Here is a 21,780-nt window from a genome sequence, read left to right as displayed (position 1 = left end):
TTGTTCAATTAGAGTTTATAAACTTTCTCGGACGCCTCTTTAATTACGTTTCTTAAATCAACTATCAAGCGCGAATGCTTTTCAATTAAACCAGCATCAAAGTGGGAATGATTGGTTGTAATTACGACACAATCGGCATCCGCTAAAACAGATCCAGATAAATCAAGCGATTCAAATCCGCTTCCCACGCTAGTTTGTATTGATGGGATGAAAGGATCGTGATAACTTACCACTCCTCCTTTATTTTCAACTTCTGCCATTATTTTTAATGCCGGCGATTCACGTTCATCGTTGATATCCGGTTTATAAGCCACTCCCAAAAACAAAATCTTACTGCCATTAATGGCTTTTTTCTGACGGTTTAGCGCCGATGTGATTTTTACCGTCATCCGGTGCGCCATTAACAGATCAATATGTCCGGCAGTATGAATCATCGACAAATCGAAATTAAATTTCTTTGCAATATGTTCCAGGTAAAACGGATCGAGCGGAATACAGTGTCCGCCCACTCCCGGTCCCGGATAAAAGGCTTGAAATCCGAATGGTTTGGTAGCTGCAGCATCAATTACCTCCCAAATATTAATATCCATTTTACCGGCTAACAGCGCCAGCTCGTTTATAAGGCTAATATTTACCAATCGATAAGTGTTCTCCAGAATTTTTACCATTTCAGCAATTCGTGGCGAACTCACTGTGTGGACTTCTTCAACAGCAATCGAATAAATGGCCTTCCCTACGTCTAATCCATCGGTACTTATTGCCCCCAAAACTTTTGGCGTGTTCTGTGTTGAGAATTGTTTGTTTCCCGGATCAACTCGTTCGGGAGAATAAGCCAGCCAGAAATCTTTTCCTTCAATTAATCCAGATTCTTTCTCAATGATGGGTAGAACAAAATCTTCGGTTGTAGTTGGGTAAGTTGTACTTTCCAGGCTAATAAAAGTTCCAGGTCGTAAATATTTCCCAATTTCTCTGCAGGCATTTTCAATAAACGACATCTCCGGCTTTTTGAACTTGTCAAGCGGCGTTGGAACGCAAATAAATATAGCATTGCATTCGCCTAAAATCGAAAAATCATCCGTCGCAATTAAACTTCCTTGTTGTACGAGTGAAGCTAACTCATTATCATCTACATCGGAGATATAATTATTCCCCGAATTAATCTTACTAACTCTCTCTGAAGACGTGTCAAATCCCAAAACTTTCACCTGTTTTGCTGCAAAACAAACAGCCAACGGGAGGCCAACATAACCAAGGCCAATTATTCCAACCGAGAGCTTATTGCTTTTTATTTTTTGTAAAAGTTCTTCTTTATTACTCATCTTCTTTTAGTTTCAATTCACCATTTTCAAGACAATATTTTTCTCCCGTCATCGGGCAAATTAAATCATCTCTCAAAATTTCTCCGCTACGACTCACCCAACCTGTTTGTTTGGCAGGCACTCCCGTAACCAAAGCAAAGGGTAAAATATCTTTTGTTACAACCCCTCCGGCACCAATCATACAATATTCGCCCAACGTAACGCCGCAAATTATTGTTGCGTTGGCCCCAATTGTCGCCCCTTTTTTCACCAATGTTGGTTTGAATTCATCTTTTCGCTCAATAATACTTCTGGGATTGATAACATTGGTAAACACCATTGACGGCCCCAAAAATACATCGTCCTCACAAACTACTCCTTCATAAACCGAAACATTGTTCTGAACTTTTACATTGTTCCCCAGCTTGACTTTATTCCCGACAAAAATATTCTGCCCGAGAATACAATTCGCACCAATTCGGGCAGAACCCATCACATGCGAAAAGTGCCAGATTTTTGATCCAGAACCAATCTGTGCTCCTTCCTCAATTATTGCTGTGTCGTGTGCAAAATATTCCTTGTTCATAGTTCTTTACTTAGCTCGTTTGCGTAAAACTTCTTATGGCCTCAACAATGTATTCCATCTGTCCCTCATCAAGTTCAGTATGCATCGGCAACGACAATACTGTTTTAGCCAATCTTTCAGCCACCGGGAAATCGCCTTCCTGATATCCTAAGTTTTTATAGGCCTCCTGCAAATGCAAGGCTTTTGGATAATATACCATTGATGGAATTCCTTTTGCTTCCAAATAGGTTTTCAAGGCGTCCCTTTCTTCGACTTGAATGGTGTACTGGTGAAAAGTATGTGTACTAAATTCCGATCTTGCCGGAGTTGTAATTCCTGGCAGATTTTGTAAATGCTCATCGTAATAACGGGCTGCAGTTCGCCTGGCTTTTATATGCTTATCGATGTATTTCAATTTTACCTCCAGGATTGCAGCCTGAATACTATCGAGTCTGGAGTTAATCCCAACACGCTCGTATTCGTATTTGACTTTCATACCGTGATTGGCAATCGATCGAATCTTTTCAGCCAAATTTGTATCATCGGAATAAACTGCACCACCATCTCCAAAAGCTCCCAGATTTTTTGACGGAAAGAATGAATTACAACCAATATGTCCGATTGTTCCGGCTTTCTTTTTTGTACCATCAGCAAAAAGAAAATCTGTTCCCAATGCCTGACACGCATCTTCGACAACAAACAGATCATGCTTTTTGGCAACGTTCAATATCGTCTCCATATTGGCACACTGACCAAATAGATGCACAGGTAGAATCGCTTTGGTTTTTGATGTGATGACTTTCTCGATTTGCTTAACATCCAAGTTAAAAGTATCAGGACAAACGTCAACAAAAACGGGTTTGAGTCCCATTAACACCAGAACTTCAACTGTTGAGACAAACGAAAAAGGCGTGGTAATTACTTCATCGCCCGGTTTTAATTCCAAAGCCATAAAAGCCAGTTGCAGCGCATCGGTACCATTTCCGCACGAAACTACATTCGTATTCAGATAGTCGGCCAACTTCGCTTCAAAATCAAGCACCTTCCCGCTTTTTATAAACCGGGTAGATTTGATCACCTCCTGAATGGCCGCATCAATTTCAGCCTTCATGGTAAGGTATTGCCCGTAAATGTCCGACATGTGGATGGTTTGCATTCCGCTAAGCTTGTTTTTAATAAACTATAAAAGTATAAATTTAGTGTACAGAATAAGCTGTTCCGTATTTATTTTGCATATTTCTGTCCTTATAAAAATGAAATATGACAGCCGATTGTAAGCGTATACCCAATTCATTCTTTAAACGAGAAGTAACCAAAGTTGCGCCCGACCTGCTTGGAAAAATACTTGTAAGGCGATTTGATGATGGCAGGATAGAAAAATTCATAATTACCGAAACCGAAGCCTATCGAGGAGGCGACGATAAAGCCTGCCACGCCAACAAAGGTTTAACACCCCGAACAAAAGTGATGTTTGACGAAGGCGGATTGGTGTATGTTTACCTGATTTACGGAATGTATTGGATGCTAAATTTTGTAACAGGAGAGGTTGGTGATTCATCTGCCGTTTTAGTTCGGGGCATTGAAGGAATTTCAGGGCCCGGGAGAGTCGGGAAAGCATTACAACTCGACAAATCTTTTTACGGTGAAAACCTGGAAACTTCACAAAGAATATGGATTGAAGATTCCGGGAACAAGCCACAATTTATAACTGCTCCGCGTGTCGGAATCGACTATGCCGGCGAGCCTTGGATAAACAAACCATGGCGATATATTTTAAAAAATAACCAATGTTGAAGGATCAAAATCCTGTTTCTAACAAAAACTGATCACCGCTGAGTTTATTTTCCACCCATTACAAATCGATCGTACAACCACAGGAAAACAACCGCAGAAACTGCAATGCCAGAGAAAGCCATCCAGATATTTGATGGATGGTAATTCTGCCATAAATAATTGGTCAGTTCCACTTGAGTCATATTCATCTTTTCAGCCGCCTGAGCGAAAAAATCGTTTTTTGTAAAAGTATCAGAATATTCAGCAGGGAAGTCGAATCCACGTTGTGCAACCTCTTTTTGTAACAGGAAAAACTTGTCGGAAATACGTTCATAAAAATCACCCGATAACCAACCTGCAACTTTATGACCGGCAGCTACCGGTAAAAATGAGGTTCCCATGTATAAAGCCTTCTGACTTGCAGGAGCAATTTTACCAACATACTCGGTAAACTTAGGTGAACTCCCCATTTCTCCCAAAGCAAATATCAGAATTCCCAAAAGAATTAACCAGCCGCTTTGCATCGAGAACATTAAACACAAACCTCCGGCTAATACAAGTATTCCTCCCATCATCGCTGCCAAAGGACGGAATCGCATTACAAATGCCGATACCATTATCTGGAATACAATAATAAAAAACGAATCCATACTGGTCATTGTAACAGCACTGATGGTTCCTTTATCGCCAATGGTTTCTGCCAGCCAGGGCCAAACCGCATGCAGCCCGTTATAAACAACAGTAGTATCAATCCACTGATCAACAAAAATTCCAAACGAATAATAGAGCTGATTAAAGGCACTCCAGAAAAGGATCATAATAACAAGAAACATTACATATTTCCAGTTCTTCAGCGTGGTATAAATATCGACAAAAGCTTTGAGAATGTTCTGTCCCAAAGAGGTTCCATCGTCATCGCGACCAGGTTCCTTAAACATAAACAGGGTAAGCAAAACATTCACACCAATAGCAGCAATGGCCATGTAGAATACGTACTCCCAGCTTAATTTCAATAAAGCTCCCGCTATAAACGGTCCTATAAAACCGCCAATATTAACCATCATATAAAAAATCCCGAACCCGATAGATGCCGTTTCATCAGTAGTAGTTTTGGCAATCATCGCCGAAATAATGGGTTTAAAGAATGCCCCACCGACACAGGTCCAGATAAAAGCAAAATAAACTAATGCGTAACCTTCAAAAATATTGATCATATAAAATCCGGAAGCATATATAGCAAATGCCATTAACAGCACCTTTTTGTAACCAATTTTATCGGCAATAGCTCCGGTTATTACAGGTAAAAAATAAAGCAATGCTGAACCCGTTCCCATAATAGCGCCCTTCTCGGCATTCGAAAAACCAAGTGCACCGGTATCGGTCGATCCTACCAAAAACAACGGAAAAGCCAGATAAAAACCATACCATGCCCAACGCTCAAATAATTCAATGACGTTAGACGTCCAGAAACTTTTATTGTATCCTTTTAATACGGAAAGTACTGCCATTTTGCTACAATTTTGATGAAGCGCGAAAGGTAGCAAATTTTACACTACGCTAACTATGACATTTAACAAGGATGACATTTCAAATGTGAAAAGAGGGGTAAAAACAATGATTCTAAATGGACAGATCGAAAAAGATCGAGACAAAAGTTATGATCATTATAATAAGGAATAACAAGATGAAAAAACCAAGTACACCCACCTTAAATCCTTTCCGCTGTTTGTCGCGCTTTGAGGCATTTTTTAAACGCTCAATCGATTCAACCAGGTTCTTTGGTGCCTGATCGTTTTTGATGATATAATCGGCTGCTCCAAGTTTCATAATTTTAACGGCAATCTCAACCTTATTTTGCGCGCTAAGGAATATAAAATCAATATCAGGATGTTCGCGTTCGATCTTGAGCATAAACTCCAGCCCGTTTATTCCTTCTGATGAGTAATCGAGAATAATAATATCAGGATCTTCATTGATATGCCTCAGACATTCTTCTCCATTTTTAAACACTTTCAGTTTCGAAAACTTTTTTGCCTTTAAATACCCGGCAATCAGATCTTTATAAACAACACTGTCTTCGATTAGAAAAATTAATGGATTTTTTGTCTCTTGCATGGTTTCAGAAATGAAGTTAGTACCTCGCCTAAAATAATACATATTTCTCAGAAAACCATAATGTAATGTTAAATCAAAAAAAACCTGATCGTTTGCTACGACTTCTATAAATTAGGTACTTTTGAAATTTTAAGGTGAAAATTATGTTATTAGCAATTGATATTGGTAACACGAATATAGTTTTTGGTATCAACCGAAACAACGAATGGATTAACGATTGGCGTATACAAACCGATCAGCTGAAAACTGCCGATGAGTACGAAGTTATTTTCCGTTCGTTACTTACCGCCGGAAAAATCTGCCGGACAGATATTTCGGGAATTATTTTTAGCAGTGTTGTTCCATCGCTTGTTCATCCGTTCCGTGAAATGTTATCCGGACTGTTTGAGAATGCTACTATCAACCTCGTAAATCCCGACATTTACAAGCACCTACCAATAAAAGTGCTGAATCCTTACCAGATTGGAACCGATCTGGTTGCCAATGCAGTGGCTGCCTACCAGAAATTTAACAGCAATACCATGGTTATTGATTTTGGTACCGCTTTAACATTTACAACAATTGGCAGCAACTCCGAGATTTTAGGTGTGGCAATTGCCCCCGGCTTGCGCACTGCTGTTGGTGCCCTGGCTGGAAAAACCGCCCAGCTTCCACAAATTCACATTGCCGCGCCACCTTCGGTACTCGGCGAAAATACCACACACGCCATACAATCGGGAATTATTTTTGGCTACACCGGCCTTGTTGAGTCGATTATTGAACGAACAGAAACTGAAATTGGCCAGACACTTACCGTTGTCGCTACCGGAGGACTTGGTTCAGTAATCGCTCCGTTAACCAAAAAAATAACAACTTTTGAGCCTATGCTTACGCTCGATGGCCTCGTTCAGATTAATTCATTTATATAACATCGAATTTCTCATATATTATTACAACTAAATTTATTTCTTTTGCAATGAACAAACTGTAGAGGAACAGTTGTTATGTTTCTATAATTTTCGGAGATATGGATGATGTGAAGGGGAAGCTGTTGGAATCGATTAATAATCCCGACGATCTTAAAAAATTACCGACTGAACAGCTTGAAAATGTATGCAAGGAGTTGCGCGACTATATTATTGATGTTGTGTCGACCAATCCCGGCCATTTTGGAGCCAGCTTAGGCGTTGTTGAATTAACAGTTGCCCTGCACTACGTGTACAATACCCCGTACGACCAATTGATTTGGGATGTTGGTCACCAGGCTTACGGACACAAAATTCTGACCGGACGAAGAAACCAATTCGATACCAACCGAAAATTTAAAGGGATCAGTGGATTTCCAAAACGTGCCGAAAGCGAGTACGACGCTTTTGGTGTTGGTCACTCATCAACTTCTATTTCAGCAGCTTTAGGAATGGCGGTCGCCTCTAAAATTAAAGGCGAAGAAGAACGCAAAGTCGTTGCCGTTATTGGCGACGGAGCAATGACTGGGGGAATGGCTTTTGAAGCACTGAACAATGCCGGCGGTGAAAATGCCGACATCCTTGTTATTCTGAACGACAACAACATGGCGATCGACCCAAGTGTTGGAAGCCTAAACAAATACCTGCTGAACATTGCCAAGTCGGACACCTACAACCGAATGAAACACGATGTGTGGGAAGGACTGGGAAAACTGGATGGTTTTGGAGAAAAAACCCGTCGTTTTATTCAAAAGAATCAACACGCCTTAAAGAATATGATCTTAAAAGAGAACAATCTTTTTGAGGCGTTCAATTTTAGATATTTTGGCCCGATTGACGGACACGATGTTGTGTATTTAACCAAGGTTTTAAACGACCTGAAAGATATACCCGGACCAAAACTGTTGCATGTAATCACGCAAAAAGGAAAGGGTTTTAAACTTGCCGAGCAAGACCAGACCAAATGGCACGCTCCAGGTGTTTTCGATAAGGAAACCGGAGAAATATATAAATGCGATTGCAACATCGAGAAAGCCCCGAAATTTCAGAATGTTTTTGGCGACACTTTGGTAGAACTCGCAGAAGCGAATGAAAAAATTGTTGGGATAACACCGGCAATGCCTACCGGATGTTCGATGAACAAAATGCTGGAAAAAATGCCCGATCGTGCATTTGATGTGGGTATTGCCGAGCAACACGCGGTTACCTTTTCAGCCGGACTTGCGGCACAGGGAATGGTTCCGTTTTGCAACATCTACTCCACGTTTATGCAGCGTGCCTACGACCAGGTAGTACACGATGTAGCTATTCAGAAATTACACGTTGTTTTTTGTCTCGACCGCGGCGGACTGGTTGGCGAAGATGGCCCAACGCATCACGGGGTTTTCGATATTGCCTACATGCGGTCTATTCCGAATATGATCGTGTCGGCTCCAATGGACGAAATTGAGCTCCGAAACCTGATGTACACTGCCCAGCTCGACGAAATAAATCAACCATTTTCAATTCGTTATCCAAGAGGTTGCGGCATTAAATCGGACTGGCAAAAACCATTCGAAAAAATTGAAATTGGCAAAGGAAGAAAACTGGCCGACGGTGAAGATATTGCATTGCTTTCGATTGGTAAAACCGGAATATTTACGCAACGTGCTGTTAAAAGTCTGGCAAAAAAAGAAATTTCGGCAGCGCATTACGACATGCGTTTTGTAAAACCGCTCGACACTGCTTTGCTTGACGAGGTAATGGAAAAATTCGAATACATTCTTACTATTGAAGACGGAACCGTTCAAGGTGGTTTCGGAAGTGCAATACTGGAATACATGGCAGAAAAAGGCTACCACAATAAAATTAAGGTGCTTGGAATACCTGATAAATTTATTGAACATGGAACTCCTGAAGAACTTTACAAAGATTGTGGAATAGATTCGAAAGGAATAGTCCGCGCAACCGAACAGCTGCTTAACAAAAACTAAAGCATCTCCCACTCATCGATATAATATTTCTATCTTTAAGTCGTTCTGAAAGTGTACTTAAAAACCATTTGCATTGGACATTTATCTTAAAAGACGTAGGGGTAAGATTTTACTGCTTCTTGTTGCGGTACTTATTGGAGTGGCATCAATGATGTACACCAACTGGCTAACCAAAAAAATGGCCAATGAAGAACGTGTTAAAGTCGAAATTTGGGCCGAAGCGATCAAAGGAATTAACGACGCAGCAATAAATATCAATACGCCGGAACTTAGCCAGCTTCAAACGCGTTACCTGCAATTTCTGAATATGGTTAGTGAGAAAAACACAACCATCCCAATTATAATTGTAAACCCCGATGGAACGTTTAATGCGGATCGTAACATCGCATATAAAGACGAAAGAAAAGATGAGGTTCTGAAACGCGAACTGGAAAAAATGCAGGATTATGCCGAACCGATTAAAATCGATTTAGGCGATGGTTTCGAGCTGATGTTATACTACCGGGAATCAAGTATTCTGAGAAACTTACAATTGTACCCCATTGTACAACTTATTGTAATTGTAATATTTATAATAGTAGCCTATTTTGCTTTTCTGGCTACTAACCGTGCCGAGCAAAACCAGGTTTGGGTGGGTATGTCGAAAGAAACGGCACACCAATTAGGAACTCCTATTTCATCGTTAATGGCCTGGATTGAGCTATTAAAATTAAAAGATGTAGACCCAACTCTGATAAAAGAACTGGAACAGGACACTGCACGTTTGGAACGGATTACCGAACGTTTTTCAAAGATCGGATCGAAACCGGAACTCTTGCGAATTAACCTCATAGAATCACTAAACTCGTCGGTTGCATACCTAAAAAGACGTTCGAGCGAAAAAGTTATTTTCGATCTTAAATACGATTCCAACGCCTACATTGAAACACCGCTTAACGGGGCCCTCTTTTCCTGGGTTATCGAAAATATTTGTAAAAATGCCATCGATGCAATGGGCAATAACGGAACCATCACCATCGACGTGAAAGATAAAGATAACCAGGTATGTATCGATCTTACCGACACAGGTTGCGGTATTTCAAAAACACACCAAAAATCAATCTTTCATCCCGGATTTTCTACAAAGAAAAGAGGCTGGGGATTGGGTCTCTCGCTGGCTAAACGAATCATTGAAATTTACCACAGCGGTAAAATTTTCATAAAATGGTCGGAGATTGGCAAAGGCACAACGTTTAGAATAATTCTGAACAAATAACCATTCCTTATTTGTTCCCAATCTAAAAACAACACATATTTAACTGTCGCCCAATCAATTAATTGTACAGCCTAATTGTATATTTAACAAAACCGAACTGTTCCGGTCTATTCTTTTCTATTTTGGTCTAGGAATTTTAACAAATTTTATATATCATTGCTGCATTATTGTACGTTGGACAATAAGACAATTAAACTAAAACTATCAAATTATGAACAGATCAGGAGTAAACTATCTTGTTGTACCCAAGCGGTACGTTCCCCCCGAAACAATACATTTCCACTAACGAAGATTTCAGGTCTTATATTACTCAATAAATAATCAAATAATTAATCTATGAGAAAAATGAAAGTTAGCAGAAAGTTCTTCTGGAATTTTTCTAAGTTAAAAATCATGCTGGCTTTTGGGCTAAGTATGGTATTAATGCTGTCGACTGGTTTGTATGCCAATGCCGCAAAGGCAGATGGCCAGCAAAAAAAGACAGTTACAGGTACAGTTGTTTCAGCTGAAGATAATGCACCGGTTATTGGTGCTACTGTTAGTGTTGAAGGTACCACAAATGGTACAGTAACAAACATTGATGGTGAATTCTCTCTCAGTGTTGATGCAACTGATGTTCTTATCATCTCTTTTATCGGATACAAACCACAATCGGTTCCGGTAGGAGATCAAACTACAATCAACATCACTTTAGAACAAGATGTTACCGACCTCGACGAGGTTGTTGTTGTAGGTTATGGTGTACAAAAGAAAAAGCTTGTAACAGGTGCAACTGTACAGGTTTCTGGAGAAAATCTTCAGAAAATGAGTACAGCAAGTGCACTTGGTGCATTACAAAGCCAGACTCCGGGTGTAAACATTACACAAAGTTCAGGTCAACCGGGTGAAGGTTTTAAAGTTACAATTCGTGGTTTGGGTACCGTTGGTAACTCAAGTCCTCTTTATGTAATCGACGGTGTTGCAGGTGGCGATATTAACTCGTTGAACCCTTCTGACATCGAATCGATTGATGTACTTAAAGATGCTGCATCATCAGCTATTTATGGTGCACGTGCTGCGAACGGTGTTATCCTTGTTACTACAAAACGTGGTAAAGCAGGTAAAATACAGGTTACTTACGATGGATATTATGGTATTCAAAATCCATACAAAGTTCCTGCTTCACTAACTGCATCGGAGTACATGACTATCCTGAACGAGGTTAACTTTAACGAAGGTTTAGCTCCTTATGACTGGGCTTCGTTAGTTCCTGGTTTATATCAGGATGTGCAAAACGGTTGGGAAGGAACTAACTGGTTAAAAGAAATTGAAAACAGCGATGCTCCTACACAAAACCATGCAGTTAACATTCTGGGTGGTAGCGAAATGTCGCAGTTCTCAATCGGTTTCTCTTACTCAAGCCAGGAAGGTATCTATGGTTCTCCTGTTGAACCAAACTACGATCGTTACACTGCACGTATCAACTCTGACCATGTTATTCTGAAATCAGGCGATATGGATGTAATTAAGTTTGGTGAAAACTTAAGCTACAGCTACGCAGAGAAAATGGGTATTGGTATTGGTAACATCTACTGGAACGACATCCACAATATGTTGGTAGGTCTGCCACTAATGCCGGTTTACAACGCTGATGGTGAATACTGGGCTGCAGCCGACAATGCTGCCTCAGGAATTGAACAAATCGATGCAGGTGTAGCTAACCCAATTGCTTCGATGGATTACAACCGCGGTCAGAATATTTCGAAAAACCACAATTTAAACATCAATACTTATCTTGAAATTCAGCCTATTAAAGACCTGATTTTAAGAAGTAGTTTTGGTTACAAAATGAGTGCAAGTTCGTATCGTTCGTATACTCCAACTTACGAATTATCGAATACTTCATTAAACACAATCGACAAAGTAAGTCAGTCGATGTCGTCGGGTTACAACTGGTCGTGGGAAAACACAATCGCTTACTCGCGTCGTTTTAACGATCATAACGTAAGTGCACTTGTTGGTCAGTCGCTCGAAAAATGGGGAATGGGTGAAAACCTAAGTGCCAACAATGGTAACTCACTTTTCAGCGATTTTGAACATGCCTGGTTAGATAACACACCAACCTACACTCCTGGTGTTACAGGATGGGGTGGTTCTCCATGGGGCGAAGGCGGTATCGCGTCGTTCTTTGGTCGTGTAAACTACAACTACAAAGAAACATACATGTTGTCGTTGGTTATGCGTGCTGACGGATCATCAAACTTTGCCCGCGGAAATCGCTGGGGTTACTTCCCTTCAGTTTCAGCAGGTTGGGTTATGACCAACGAATCATTCATGGAAAACTCATCGAACTGGCTCGACTTTTTGAAACTTCGTGTTAGCTGGGGACAGAATGGTAACGCTTCTATTTCTAACTTCCAGTACTTAGCAACTGTTGCTTTCGACGATTCAAATGCCTATTCATTCGGCAACTCAAAAGATTCTCAGTCAACCGGTGGTTATGCCGATATTCTTCCTAACGAAGACATTACCTGGGAAACTTCAGAGCAGTTAAATATTGGTGCTGATGCACGTTTCCTTAACTCTCGTTTGGGTGTGGCTTTCGACTGGTATCAGAAAACTACTAAAGACTGGTTGGTTGTTGCTCCAACACTGGCCTCGTACGGAACCGGTGCTCCATACATTAACGGTGGTGACGTTGAGAACAAAGGTATTGAGCTTGCACTGAACTGGAACGACAACATTGGCGATTTCACTTACGGTGTAAACTTCAATATGGCACACAACAAAAACGAAGTAACACGTATTGCAAACGGCGAAGGAATTATCCACGGCGCTTCAAACGTACTTAGTCAAGGTACTACAGAAATGTATCGTGCACAAGAGGGTTACGCAATAGGTTATTTCTGGGGATACGAAACTGATGGTGTTTTCCAGAATGCCGATGATATTGCTGCTACCAGCGCATTTATGCAGTCGAACCCACAACCTGGCGATTTGAAATTTGTTGATACAAATGGCGACGGAGCAATTACATCTGACGATAAAGTTGAGATTGGTAATCCTCACCCTGATGTAACAGTTGGTTTCAGCTTCAATATGGGTTACAAAGGTTTCGATGTATCGGTAACTACAAACGGCGCATTCGGACATCAGATTGCAAAATCGTACCGTTCGTTTGCTGACTCAAAACTTCAGAACTATACAACCGACATTTTTGGTCGTTGGCATGGTGAAGGAACATCTAACAAATTGCCTCGTTTAAGTAGCGGTAGCCACGTAAACTGGCAAGAGATTTCTGACATCTATATCGAGGATGCAGACTTCGTGAAAATTCAGAACATTACTTTTGGTTACGACTTCAAAAAATTGTTCCAGAATATTCCGTTCGGTCAGGCAAGACTTTATGTAACTGCTCAGAACTTATATACGTTTACAAAATATTCAGGTCAGGATCCTGAAATTGGATACGGCAACAGTCAAAGCTGGGTAAGTGGTATCGACCTTGGTTTCTATCCAAGTCCAAGAACTTATCTGGTTGGTGTTAATCTGAAATTTTAATGAGAATTGATATGAAGAATTTATTATTTATACTGGTATTTGCGATTTCGCTTTTACTCATGAGTTGTGAAGATTTTCTCGACACAACGAATTACACAAAGAAGGATACTTCAAACTATCCGGAGACTGTCACCGATGCTGAACAGATGATCACAGGTATCTACTCAAACCTGAGTTACAGTTCTGCTTCACCTCATACTTCATACTATTATGCAGCTGAGTTAGCATCAGACGACCGTTTTGGTGGCGGTGGAGAAAACGACAAATTAATGCAGGCGCTTGACCTTATGATGAACAACGGATCAAGTATGCTTGAAGAGTTCTGGAGAGTACGTTACACAGGTATTTTCCGCGCCAATATGGCCATTGAAACACTGGACAACTGCGAAGGTTATGAAAGTGAAGATCAGCGTAACCAAATGAAAGGTGAAGCTTATTTTATGCGTGCTTTCTTTTATCACGAAATGGCGTCTTTTTACGGACAAGTACCGCTGGTTGTAACAACTGCAGCTGTTAACTTGCCAAAAGCTTCGCCCGAAGAAATTTACGCACAAATTGCAAGCGACCTTAAGATGGCTATCGAGTTAATGCCATCGAAACCTTATACAAGTGTTTCTGCCGGTCACGCAACAAAATGGACTGCTGAAGCTTTAATGGCACGTGTGTTCTTATTCTACACTGGCTTTTACAGCAAAGATGCACTTCCATTAGTTGGCGAAGACGGTACTGTTTCAGGTTCTGTTTCAAAATCAGAAGTTATTAGCTGGGTGGAAGACTGTATCAACAACAGTGGACACGAACTGGTTGCTGATTTCCGCGAATTGTGGCCTTACACCAACGCTTACACCGTTGATGAATACGAATTCACCAAAGAACAAGGTTTGGAATGGGTAGAAGACAACAACGGAGTTAATCCTGAAACCATGTTTGCTATCAAATATTCGAACTTCCCTGACTGGGGTACAACAATTGGTTACTCTAACCAGTATGCATTGCACTTCGGTTTGCGTGGCGGACAGAATTACGAAAACACTTTCCCATTCGGACAAGGTTGGGGTGCAGGCCCTGTTGTTCCAACTATCTGGAACGAGTGGGTACAAGCTGAACCAACAGATACTATCCGTCGTGAAGGTTCGATCATTAACATTCCTGCAGAGTTACCAAACTACGCAAAAGGTGGTTGGGCTGATTTTATCCAGGAAACAGATTACTGGAACAAAAAAATGGTTCCTGTTACAGCTCGTAACGAAAGTGGAACTTTGGCTTCATCATACAGTGTGTTAATGTATGGAACAGAGGACAACATGCAGCTCGACAATACAATGGATCTTATCCTGATTCGTTATGCCGATGTTCTGTTAATGCACTCTGAGTTAACTGAAACAAACACCTACATGAACCAGGTACGTGCACGTGCCGGTTTGGACGGAAAAGAATACTCGTTGGCGAATATTCAGAAGGAACGTCGTTGGGAGTTAGCTTTCGAAGGTGTTCGTTGGAACGATATCCGTCGTTGGGGTATTGCTGCAACCGAATTGGAAAAACAAATCGGTCAGCCAATTTACACAAAAGGAAACGACGATATGAGTAAAGGATTTGGTGGTGGTTATGCATCTCGTTACGAGGCAACCAACGGAGGATTCTTCCCGATTCCGGAGTCTCAGATCTATCTTTCGGATGGTGTATTGGAGCAAAACGCTGGTTGGGGTACTGCAGCTGCAGAATATACCGGCTGGAAATAATTGTGTGAATTAAAATTAAAATGAACTGAGATGAAAAAATCAATCATATATTCATTACTAATAATTTTGGCAGCGTTTTACGCTTGCGACCCGATTGAAGACAGGGATAGCAACGGTTTGCCTATTACTGCTGATGAACTTAACGTTACTGCAACACCTGTTCAGGTGAATGGCGTTAGCTCGAACAAAGTGGTTCTGGAAAATCACAGCCCTGTTTTATCGGAGTGGAACTATGGAATTGGCGTTTCTACAAAGGCAGCCGATACTGTTTTGCTTGTGGTAACAGGTACAACCAACATTCAATTCACCGGATTAAATCCTGATGGATCGTATGTTACCAAAGAGATTCCTGTAACCGTTGACGAATTAACTTTTGCAGTTGCTCCTGAATGGGGTTACTTGTGTGGAAGCGGTGAAAGAACTTGGGTTTGGGACGACACTGACGGACAAGCTGTTTGGGGTAACGGTGGTTACCTCGGATGTGCGGCTCCTTGCTGGTGGACTGTACCAAAAGCCGACATGGACGGACAAGATCCGGACTACGGCGGCGATGGTAAAATGACCTTCTCATTGAATGGTGCAACCATTACAAAAGCAAATGCCAGTGGTTCAAACTCTGAAGTTGGTACTTTCTCATTCGACATGAGCAAAACAACCGGCGACGGAAACGGCGGAATCTGGGCAAAAGGTAAACTGAACACTAAAAACATTACTGTTTTGGCAGGTTTCCAGCCTAACGGTGGTGGTGCTCCGGTTTACGAGTATGACATTCTGCAATTAGACAACGACAAAATGTACTTGTCTTGGCCTGAGCCGGGAGTTGGTGCATGGGGAACTGCCTGGTTCTGGATGTTTAAAAAGCAATAAGTTTTATTTCTAAATATTGCGAAAAGAGGGCGTTATTTTTCGCCCTCTTTTTTATTTTTATTGGATGCAAACGATACAGAAAGAAGAGAAAGTGACGCGTATGATAAAAATCGTTTTACCACTTTTACTGGCAGCACTGGTTTTCACAGCCTGTAACACCAACCAAAAATTTGAAATTAACGGACAGGTTTCAGATAAAAACCTGGATGGAGAGTGGGTTTACCTGGTACCAATGGTAAATGCACCGGTTGAGCGCGTGGATTCCACTCAACTTAAAAACGGAAGTTTTACATTTAAGGGCAAGGTTGCAGAACCCGAAATCTATATTATTCGCATGCGTCCTTTCCTTCGTCTTTCTCACCAGGAACTTCTGGTGGTTAAAGAGCCAGGAACACTTCAGGTTTATTTGGGAGCCAACAGTAAAGTGGCCGGAACAGCTTTAAACGACAGCCTGCAAACATGGAAAGTACAGAAGGAAATTATCGATAACAAAATGTTGTTTTTACAACAAAACCTTAAAAATGCCGATGTTGCCAATCAGGATAAAATCAGCAACGAATTGGAAAAACTTCGTTCCGAGCGCGCAAACTACAGTTTCAGGTTTGTAAAAAATAACCGCAACAATGTGGTCGGCGAAATGGTGAGCCGAATAATGAAAGGTGCTTTTACCCCCGAACAACGAAAAGAATTGGGAATTGAATAACGGATGAAACGAACTGAAACGCTACAGAAAATACTAATCCCACTTGCGATTGCGGTCGTAACTTTTCTGTATTTTCAGTTTTTCTATTCGTACCATCTCTTTTTTAAAGAACAACTTCAACTCTTTCTATTTACACACGACTACCTCCTGCACTACTTCCAAAAACCGGCTGCTTTAGCCCATTTATCGGGCGATTTTCTAACACAGTTTTTCTACCTGCGTGGAGGCGGCCCAATGGTTTTAGCGCTTGTTTTTGCTCTTGAATGGCTTTTAATTCAACGAACATTAAAGCAAACATTTTCAATAAAAACCGCCGTATGGTGGGCATTATTACCGGTTGCGGCCGATTTTGTATCACACTTGTCTCTTGCTTATCCACTGGCAAACTCAATGGGATTAATTCTCATTATTAGTTTCTTTTTGCTGATTGAAAGGATAAAACACAAAACACTAGCCAGCACACTTATTGTGATCCTTTCCATCTTCGGACATTACTTCTTCGGAAGCACGGCTTTTGTACTCCCATTCTTAATTCTTTTCAGCAAACATTTTTATAAACCTGTTGGCACGGCTGCTTTATCTTTACTTTTAATCGTAGTTACTCCGTACCTATTCCGTGCAAATTATCTGCTACCAATTGATGCTACCTATCTCTTTCCTGCAACTTCATGGAAAGGAATTCTATTGCCGGCAATTCTTATAATTACGGTGCTTATTTCAAAAATGATGGCGCCGATAAAACGTTTTCAGTTTGGATTTGCCACACTAGCCCTTCTATTTGCAGTTGTACTTACATTTTTTGGATTCAGAATAAACGCGAACCAGAACCTTGAAAAAATATTGGCACTCGACAGCGAAACGTATTTTGGAAACGACACGAAAGTTATAGAATTGGCCACAAAATATAAATTGGAAAACCGATTTGCCACCTACTACACTAACATGGCGCTGGCCAAAACCGGACAACTTTCCGATCGCCTGCTTGAGTTTTATCAACCTTCGTTTTACGGGCTTATTTTGCCGGTTTCGCAAAACGAGAACTGGCAAACCATACTTTTTAGTAACGAACTTTTTTACCTCATCGGCGATATGAACCTGGCGCAGCACTCGGCGATGCTCGGAAATACCTTCTCGCCTTATAACCGTAGTTCGCGGATGATGAAACGCCTGGCCGAGATCAATATGGTAAATGAAGATTATGAAGGTGCTGAGAAATTTCTGCGGATGCTCGAAAAAACATTGTTCCATAAAAAATGGGCAGATAAACGACTAGCTGAAAATAACGCTACGTCGCATAGCCAATGGCTTTTAGAAAAACGCAGCCAAATTGCCCAAACAGATACTATTCGTAACGGATCGGAATATTTGAATGCCCTTGAGTACCTGGTGGAACAAAATTCACAAAATAAAATTGCGCTCGATTACCTGCTGTGCTACCATTTGTTGAACAAAGACATGGAAGCTTTTAAAACTGCCTACGACCGATTTGCTTTGCCACAATTTAGCAGCGTACCCAAAGTTTACAGCGAGGCTTTGCTAATTATTCTTTTCAGAGAAAATGCAGCAGAGGAAACCTTGCAACAATACAAAATTCAGCCGGCGCAAATTCGTGATTTCTCAAATTATACAAGTAGATTTGAGGCTGTTGGCGGAAAAGGTGAAGACTTAAAGGATAGCTTCGGAACAAGCTACTGGTTTTATTATCATTTTGCCACCATGCAGGAAGAATAAAAATGAAAGTAAGAATATTGACATATTGTTTCGTATTTCTCTCTTTTTTGAGTGCGTGCAACAGCATGCCTGAGAATGTGCAGCAAAACAATCAGTACCCTAATATTTACCCTGACTACATCGATGTTACCATTCCTGAAAACATTGCTCCGCTTAATTTTCTAATGCGCGATTCGGTTGAAAAAACTGTAGCAACATTCGAAGGAAAAGACGTAACCATTACCGGTTCAGGAGAGCAGAAAATTCAAATACCCGAAAAGAAATGGCACGAGTTGCTTTCATCCGGAGAACAATCAATTTCGGTTACCGTAAGCTGCCTCGAAAAGGGGAAATGGAGACAATACAAACCTTTTTTATGGTCGGTAAAAGCCGATAAGATCGATGGATTTTTAAGTTATCGTTTAATCGAACCGGGTTACGAAGTGTGGAATAAAATTCAGCTGGTTGAACGCAATATACAATCATTCGACGAGCGTGTTTTAGCCGACAATAATCTTACTGAAGGGAGTTGTATGAATTGCCATATTTATGGGAATCAGGATCCGAATTTGTCGATGTTTCATTTACGCGGTGCCAATGGCGGAACAATTCTAAACCGAAATGGCGAGTTGCGAAAAATTAATACCCGAAACAATAAAATGATCGCCAATGCCACTTACGGAAATATTCATCCATCGGGCCGATATGGCGTATTTTCATCAAACGTGGTAATTCCCGAATTTCATACCTACCGCAGCGAACGACTTGAAGTTTACGACAAGGCTTCGGACTTGATCGCAATAGATTTTGACAATAACAAAGTAATCACCCAACCTTTTTTAAGCGATACAACTGCTTTCGAAACCTTTCCGGTATTTTCTGCCGATGGAGAATCGATTTATTATTGTGCAGCACCTTACAAGCCGGTTCCCGATAGCATCCGCTCTTTACGTTACAGTATCCACCGAGTAGCTTTTAATCCTGAAACCGGAGAATTGGGATCTAAAGCTGATACAATCTGGAACGCCGAAGAACATATGGGTTCGGTAAGTCACTTAAAAACTTCGCCCGATGGAAAATACCTGCTTTTTACTGTTGCCGATTACGGTACTTTCCCGATCTGGCACCGCGAGGCAGAGCTGCAAATGATTGACTTGAAAACCGGGAAGATCGATAAACTTGAAAAGGTAAACGGTCCAAATTCCGACACCTATCACAGCTGGTCATCGAATAGCCGGTGGTTTGTGTTTGCGAGTAAACGGGACAATGGAATTTATGGCAAACCGTATTTTGCCTATGTTGATGAAAACGGAACAGTGAACAAGCCATTTGTGTTACCGCAGAAAGATCCGGAGAAATACGATTTCATGTTAAAATCATTCAATATTCCAGAGTTATCAAAAGGACAAGTACCGTTTGATGCCATGGACATTGAAAAAATATATAAAGACACATTAACCGAACATGTTCAGTAAGCCAGACTTGCGAACAAAGTAGCTTAAAAATATGAAGCAAAATATATTTTCAAAAATAATTAGTATCGACACCCTGCTTTCGCTGGTATTTGGCGGTGCTGTGTTTGTCTTTTTTGGCTTTTATTACTCCTTTCATCTAAACTACCAGGAACAATATCAACTGTTTTTATTTACACCACAATACCTGCTCGATTTTATCAAACATCCGGGCGGAGCGAGCGATTATTTAGGAAATTTCTTCACGCAATTCTTTTTTTACTCCAAAATCGGAGCCCTCACACTTGCTGCGATGCTGGTAATTCTGCAACGAATTATTTTAGCTACAACTTTAAAATTAGGAGTTTCACAACACTGGATGCCCTTAACACTTATCCCCTCAATTCTTTATTGGAGCCTGCTTTGCGACGAAAATTATATGTTGGGAGGACTGGTTGCAATGATCTTGCTGGCACTTTTCTGTTTGCTTTATCTTCAAATAAAAAGGGGCACGGCTCAACGGATCGTTGGCGTTATTCTGCTTCTTACTTTGTACTGGGCTGCCGGCGGAGTTTTTATATTTTTCACTCTTTTTATGCTCTTCTCAAAATTTGCTGGAAAGAGCAAGATTGGCAAGAACGACCTAAGCTTTGCCATTATTTTAATGCTGATTACACCGACTCTGCCTTATCTCGCGAAACTGATCGTATTGCAATACCCCATGCAAAAATTCTGGATCGGGGTAAACTATTTCCGCTTCCCGGTTAGTATTCCTACCGCCATAACCACAGTTGCATTTCTGATTCCGGCAATTCCGTTTTTTCTGTTTTTCATTTCAAAGATGATCAATGTGAAAAAGGCAGGATTGGTTCTTGTAACGCTATCTATTTTGATTAGTGCAGTAACTTTTGGATTTATTCGCAATTCAGCCGACTTCTCAAAAGAAGAAGTGATGGCTTACGACTTTCACATTCGCATGCGAAGATGGGATCGTGCTATTGCGCTGGCCGATGAAAAAGCTCCTACCAGCCCGCTATCGGTAACTTGTCTAAACCTGGCGCTGGCAGAAACCGGGCAACTTGGCGAAAAGATGTTTGAATACTACCAGAATGGAATCAGTGGGTTATTACCCGATTTTACCCGCGATTTTACCATCCCGATAATTACTGGCGAGGTATACTATCATTTAGGACTGATAAACACCGCGCAACGTTTTGCTTTTGAGGCCATGGAAGCGCTCCCCGATTATCAAAAAAGTGTTCGCTCGGTTAAACGTCTGGCTGAAACCAATATCATTAACGGCGATTACGAAGTGGCTAAAAAATACCTTCACCTGCTTCAAAAAACTTTGTATTATAAAAATTGGGCTACCCGATCGCTTGAAATTATAAAAAACGAAAAACAAGTTGAACAGCACATAGAATGGGGATGGCTTCGCAGTGCACGCATTCAGGAAGACTTTCTGTTTAGTGAGCAGGAAAAGTTAAACATGATCGGGTTGCTGTTTATGAATAACCGACAAAATAAGATCGCCTTCGAATATTTAGCAGCGGCCACACTTCTGGAGAAAGACCTGCAACAATTTATTCGCTACTTTCCTTTGTCAAGCTCGCTGAATTATAAAGTTATTCCAAAACATTTTCAGGAAGCGCTATTATACATTTGGGAAGTAACCAACGACGATCCTACAAAAGAAATTTCATACCCCATAAACAACGCAATTCGTGCGCGATTAAACGATTATAAAAAGCAGTATGGCAGCACACGCGACGCAAAAATCATGGAAAAAGGATTTGGCGATACGTACTGGTATTACCTGCATTTCAGAAACTAAAAAGAATGAG

General features: G+C 40.9%; 16 protein-coding genes. 11 read left to right on the top strand and 5 right to left on the bottom strand.

Translation table 11 applies throughout. From position 1 onward, the window contains the following. Nucleotides 1-8: 8 nt before the first annotated feature. The 3 genes from SLH46_RS02650 to SLH46_RS02640 are packed head-to-tail and all read right to left on the bottom strand — an operon-like array spanning nucleotide 9 to nucleotide 3,019. Nucleotides 9-1,319: a nucleotide sugar dehydrogenase gene (locus SLH46_RS02650; protein ID WP_320279593.1), complete on the bottom strand. Its 1,311-nt coding sequence runs from the start codon at nucleotides 1,317-1,319 to the stop codon at nucleotides 9-11. Beyond that, nucleotides 1,312-1,884 carry an acyltransferase gene (locus tag SLH46_RS02645; protein WP_320279592.1) on the bottom strand — a complete coding sequence of 191 codons (573 nt, stop codon included), beginning with the start codon at nucleotides 1,882-1,884 and terminating at the stop codon, nucleotides 1,312-1,314. Before SLH46_RS02645 ends, SLH46_RS02650 begins: the two co-directional genes overlap by 8 nt. Before the next feature lie 10 nt (nucleotides 1,885-1,894). Next, complete coding sequence (locus tag SLH46_RS02640; protein WP_320279591.1) at nucleotides 1,895-3,019, bottom strand: DegT/DnrJ/EryC1/StrS family aminotransferase; 1,125 nt, start codon at nucleotides 3,017-3,019, stop codon at nucleotides 1,895-1,897. Between the two features lie 104 nt (nucleotides 3,020-3,123). Here SLH46_RS02640 and SLH46_RS02635 point away from each other — a divergent pair, with 104 nt between their 5' ends. Beyond that, a complete protein-coding gene (locus tag SLH46_RS02635; RefSeq protein WP_320279590.1) occupies nucleotides 3,124-3,657 on the top strand; it encodes a DNA-3-methyladenine glycosylase in 534 nt (177 codons plus the stop codon). A 44-nt stretch (nucleotides 3,658-3,701) separates the two neighbouring features. Here SLH46_RS02635 and SLH46_RS02630 read toward each other — a convergent pair whose 3' ends face one another. Next, nucleotides 3,702-5,144, bottom strand: a complete 1,443-nt coding sequence (locus tag SLH46_RS02630) for an MFS transporter (protein ID WP_320279589.1) — start codon at nucleotides 5,142-5,144, stop codon at nucleotides 3,702-3,704. A 112-nt stretch (nucleotides 5,145-5,256) separates the two neighbouring features. Next, on the bottom strand, nucleotides 5,257-5,751 hold the full coding sequence (locus tag SLH46_RS02625; protein ID WP_320279588.1) for a response regulator: 495 nt from the start codon (nucleotides 5,749-5,751) through the stop codon (nucleotides 5,257-5,259). A gap of 143 nt (nucleotides 5,752-5,894) precedes the next feature. Between SLH46_RS02625 and SLH46_RS02620 the strand changes: the two genes are divergently transcribed. The 10 genes from SLH46_RS02620 to SLH46_RS02575 all read left to right on the top strand — a co-directional run bounded on the left by SLH46_RS02620 (nucleotide 5,895) and on the right by SLH46_RS02575 (nucleotide 21,770). Next, complete coding sequence (locus tag SLH46_RS02620) at nucleotides 5,895-6,659, top strand: type III pantothenate kinase (protein WP_320279587.1); 765 nt, start codon at nucleotides 5,895-5,897, stop codon at nucleotides 6,657-6,659. A gap of 98 nt (nucleotides 6,660-6,757) precedes the next feature. Further along, nucleotides 6,758-8,668, top strand: a complete 1,911-nt coding sequence (gene dxs, locus SLH46_RS02615) for a 1-deoxy-D-xylulose-5-phosphate synthase (protein ID WP_320279586.1) — start codon at nucleotides 6,758-6,760, stop codon at nucleotides 8,666-8,668. Between the two features lie 73 nt (nucleotides 8,669-8,741). Further along, a complete protein-coding gene (locus tag SLH46_RS02610) occupies nucleotides 8,742-9,923 on the top strand; it encodes a sensor histidine kinase (protein ID WP_320279585.1) in 1,182 nt (393 codons plus the stop codon). 336 nt (nucleotides 9,924-10,259) lie between these two features. Beyond that, a complete protein-coding gene (locus SLH46_RS02605) occupies nucleotides 10,260-13,463 on the top strand; it encodes a SusC/RagA family TonB-linked outer membrane protein (RefSeq protein ID WP_320279584.1) in 3,204 nt (1,067 codons plus the stop codon). An 11-nt stretch (nucleotides 13,464-13,474) separates the two neighbouring features. After that, nucleotides 13,475-15,205 (top strand): RagB/SusD family nutrient uptake outer membrane protein, encoded by a 1,731-nt coding sequence (locus SLH46_RS02600; RefSeq protein WP_320279583.1) that lies wholly within the window; start codon nucleotides 13,475-13,477, stop codon nucleotides 15,203-15,205. 30 nt (nucleotides 15,206-15,235) lie between these two features. Further along, a complete protein-coding gene (locus tag SLH46_RS02595; RefSeq protein ID WP_320279582.1) occupies nucleotides 15,236-16,072 on the top strand; it encodes a hypothetical protein in 837 nt (278 codons plus the stop codon). Nucleotides 16,073-16,136: 64 nt separating this feature from the next. Further along, entirely contained in the window at nucleotides 16,137-16,775 is a 639-nt protein-coding gene (locus tag SLH46_RS02590; protein ID WP_320279581.1) for a DUF4369 domain-containing protein, read from the top strand. Between the two features lie 3 nt (nucleotides 16,776-16,778). Continuing rightward, nucleotides 16,779-18,506 (top strand): DUF6057 family protein, encoded by a 1,728-nt coding sequence (locus SLH46_RS02585; RefSeq protein WP_320279580.1) that lies wholly within the window; start codon nucleotides 16,779-16,781, stop codon nucleotides 18,504-18,506. Nucleotides 18,507-18,508: 2 nt separating this feature from the next. Beyond that, nucleotides 18,509-19,960, top strand: coding sequence for a hypothetical protein (locus SLH46_RS02580; RefSeq protein WP_320279579.1), 1,452 nt, complete (start codon nucleotides 18,509-18,511; stop codon nucleotides 19,958-19,960). A gap of 31 nt (nucleotides 19,961-19,991) precedes the next feature. Next, complete coding sequence (locus SLH46_RS02575) at nucleotides 19,992-21,770, top strand: DUF6057 family protein (protein WP_320279578.1); 1,779 nt, start codon at nucleotides 19,992-19,994, stop codon at nucleotides 21,768-21,770. The last annotated feature ends 10 nt before the right edge of the window (nucleotides 21,771-21,780 follow it).

Origin of the sequence: Draconibacterium sp. IB214405, from assembly GCF_033963885.1 — a bacterium.
Classification (GTDB): Bacteria; Bacteroidota; Bacteroidia; order Bacteroidales; family Prolixibacteraceae; genus Draconibacterium.
Note: the sequence above shows the minus strand (reverse complement) of the source record. Positions and strands in the feature narration are given on the sequence as shown.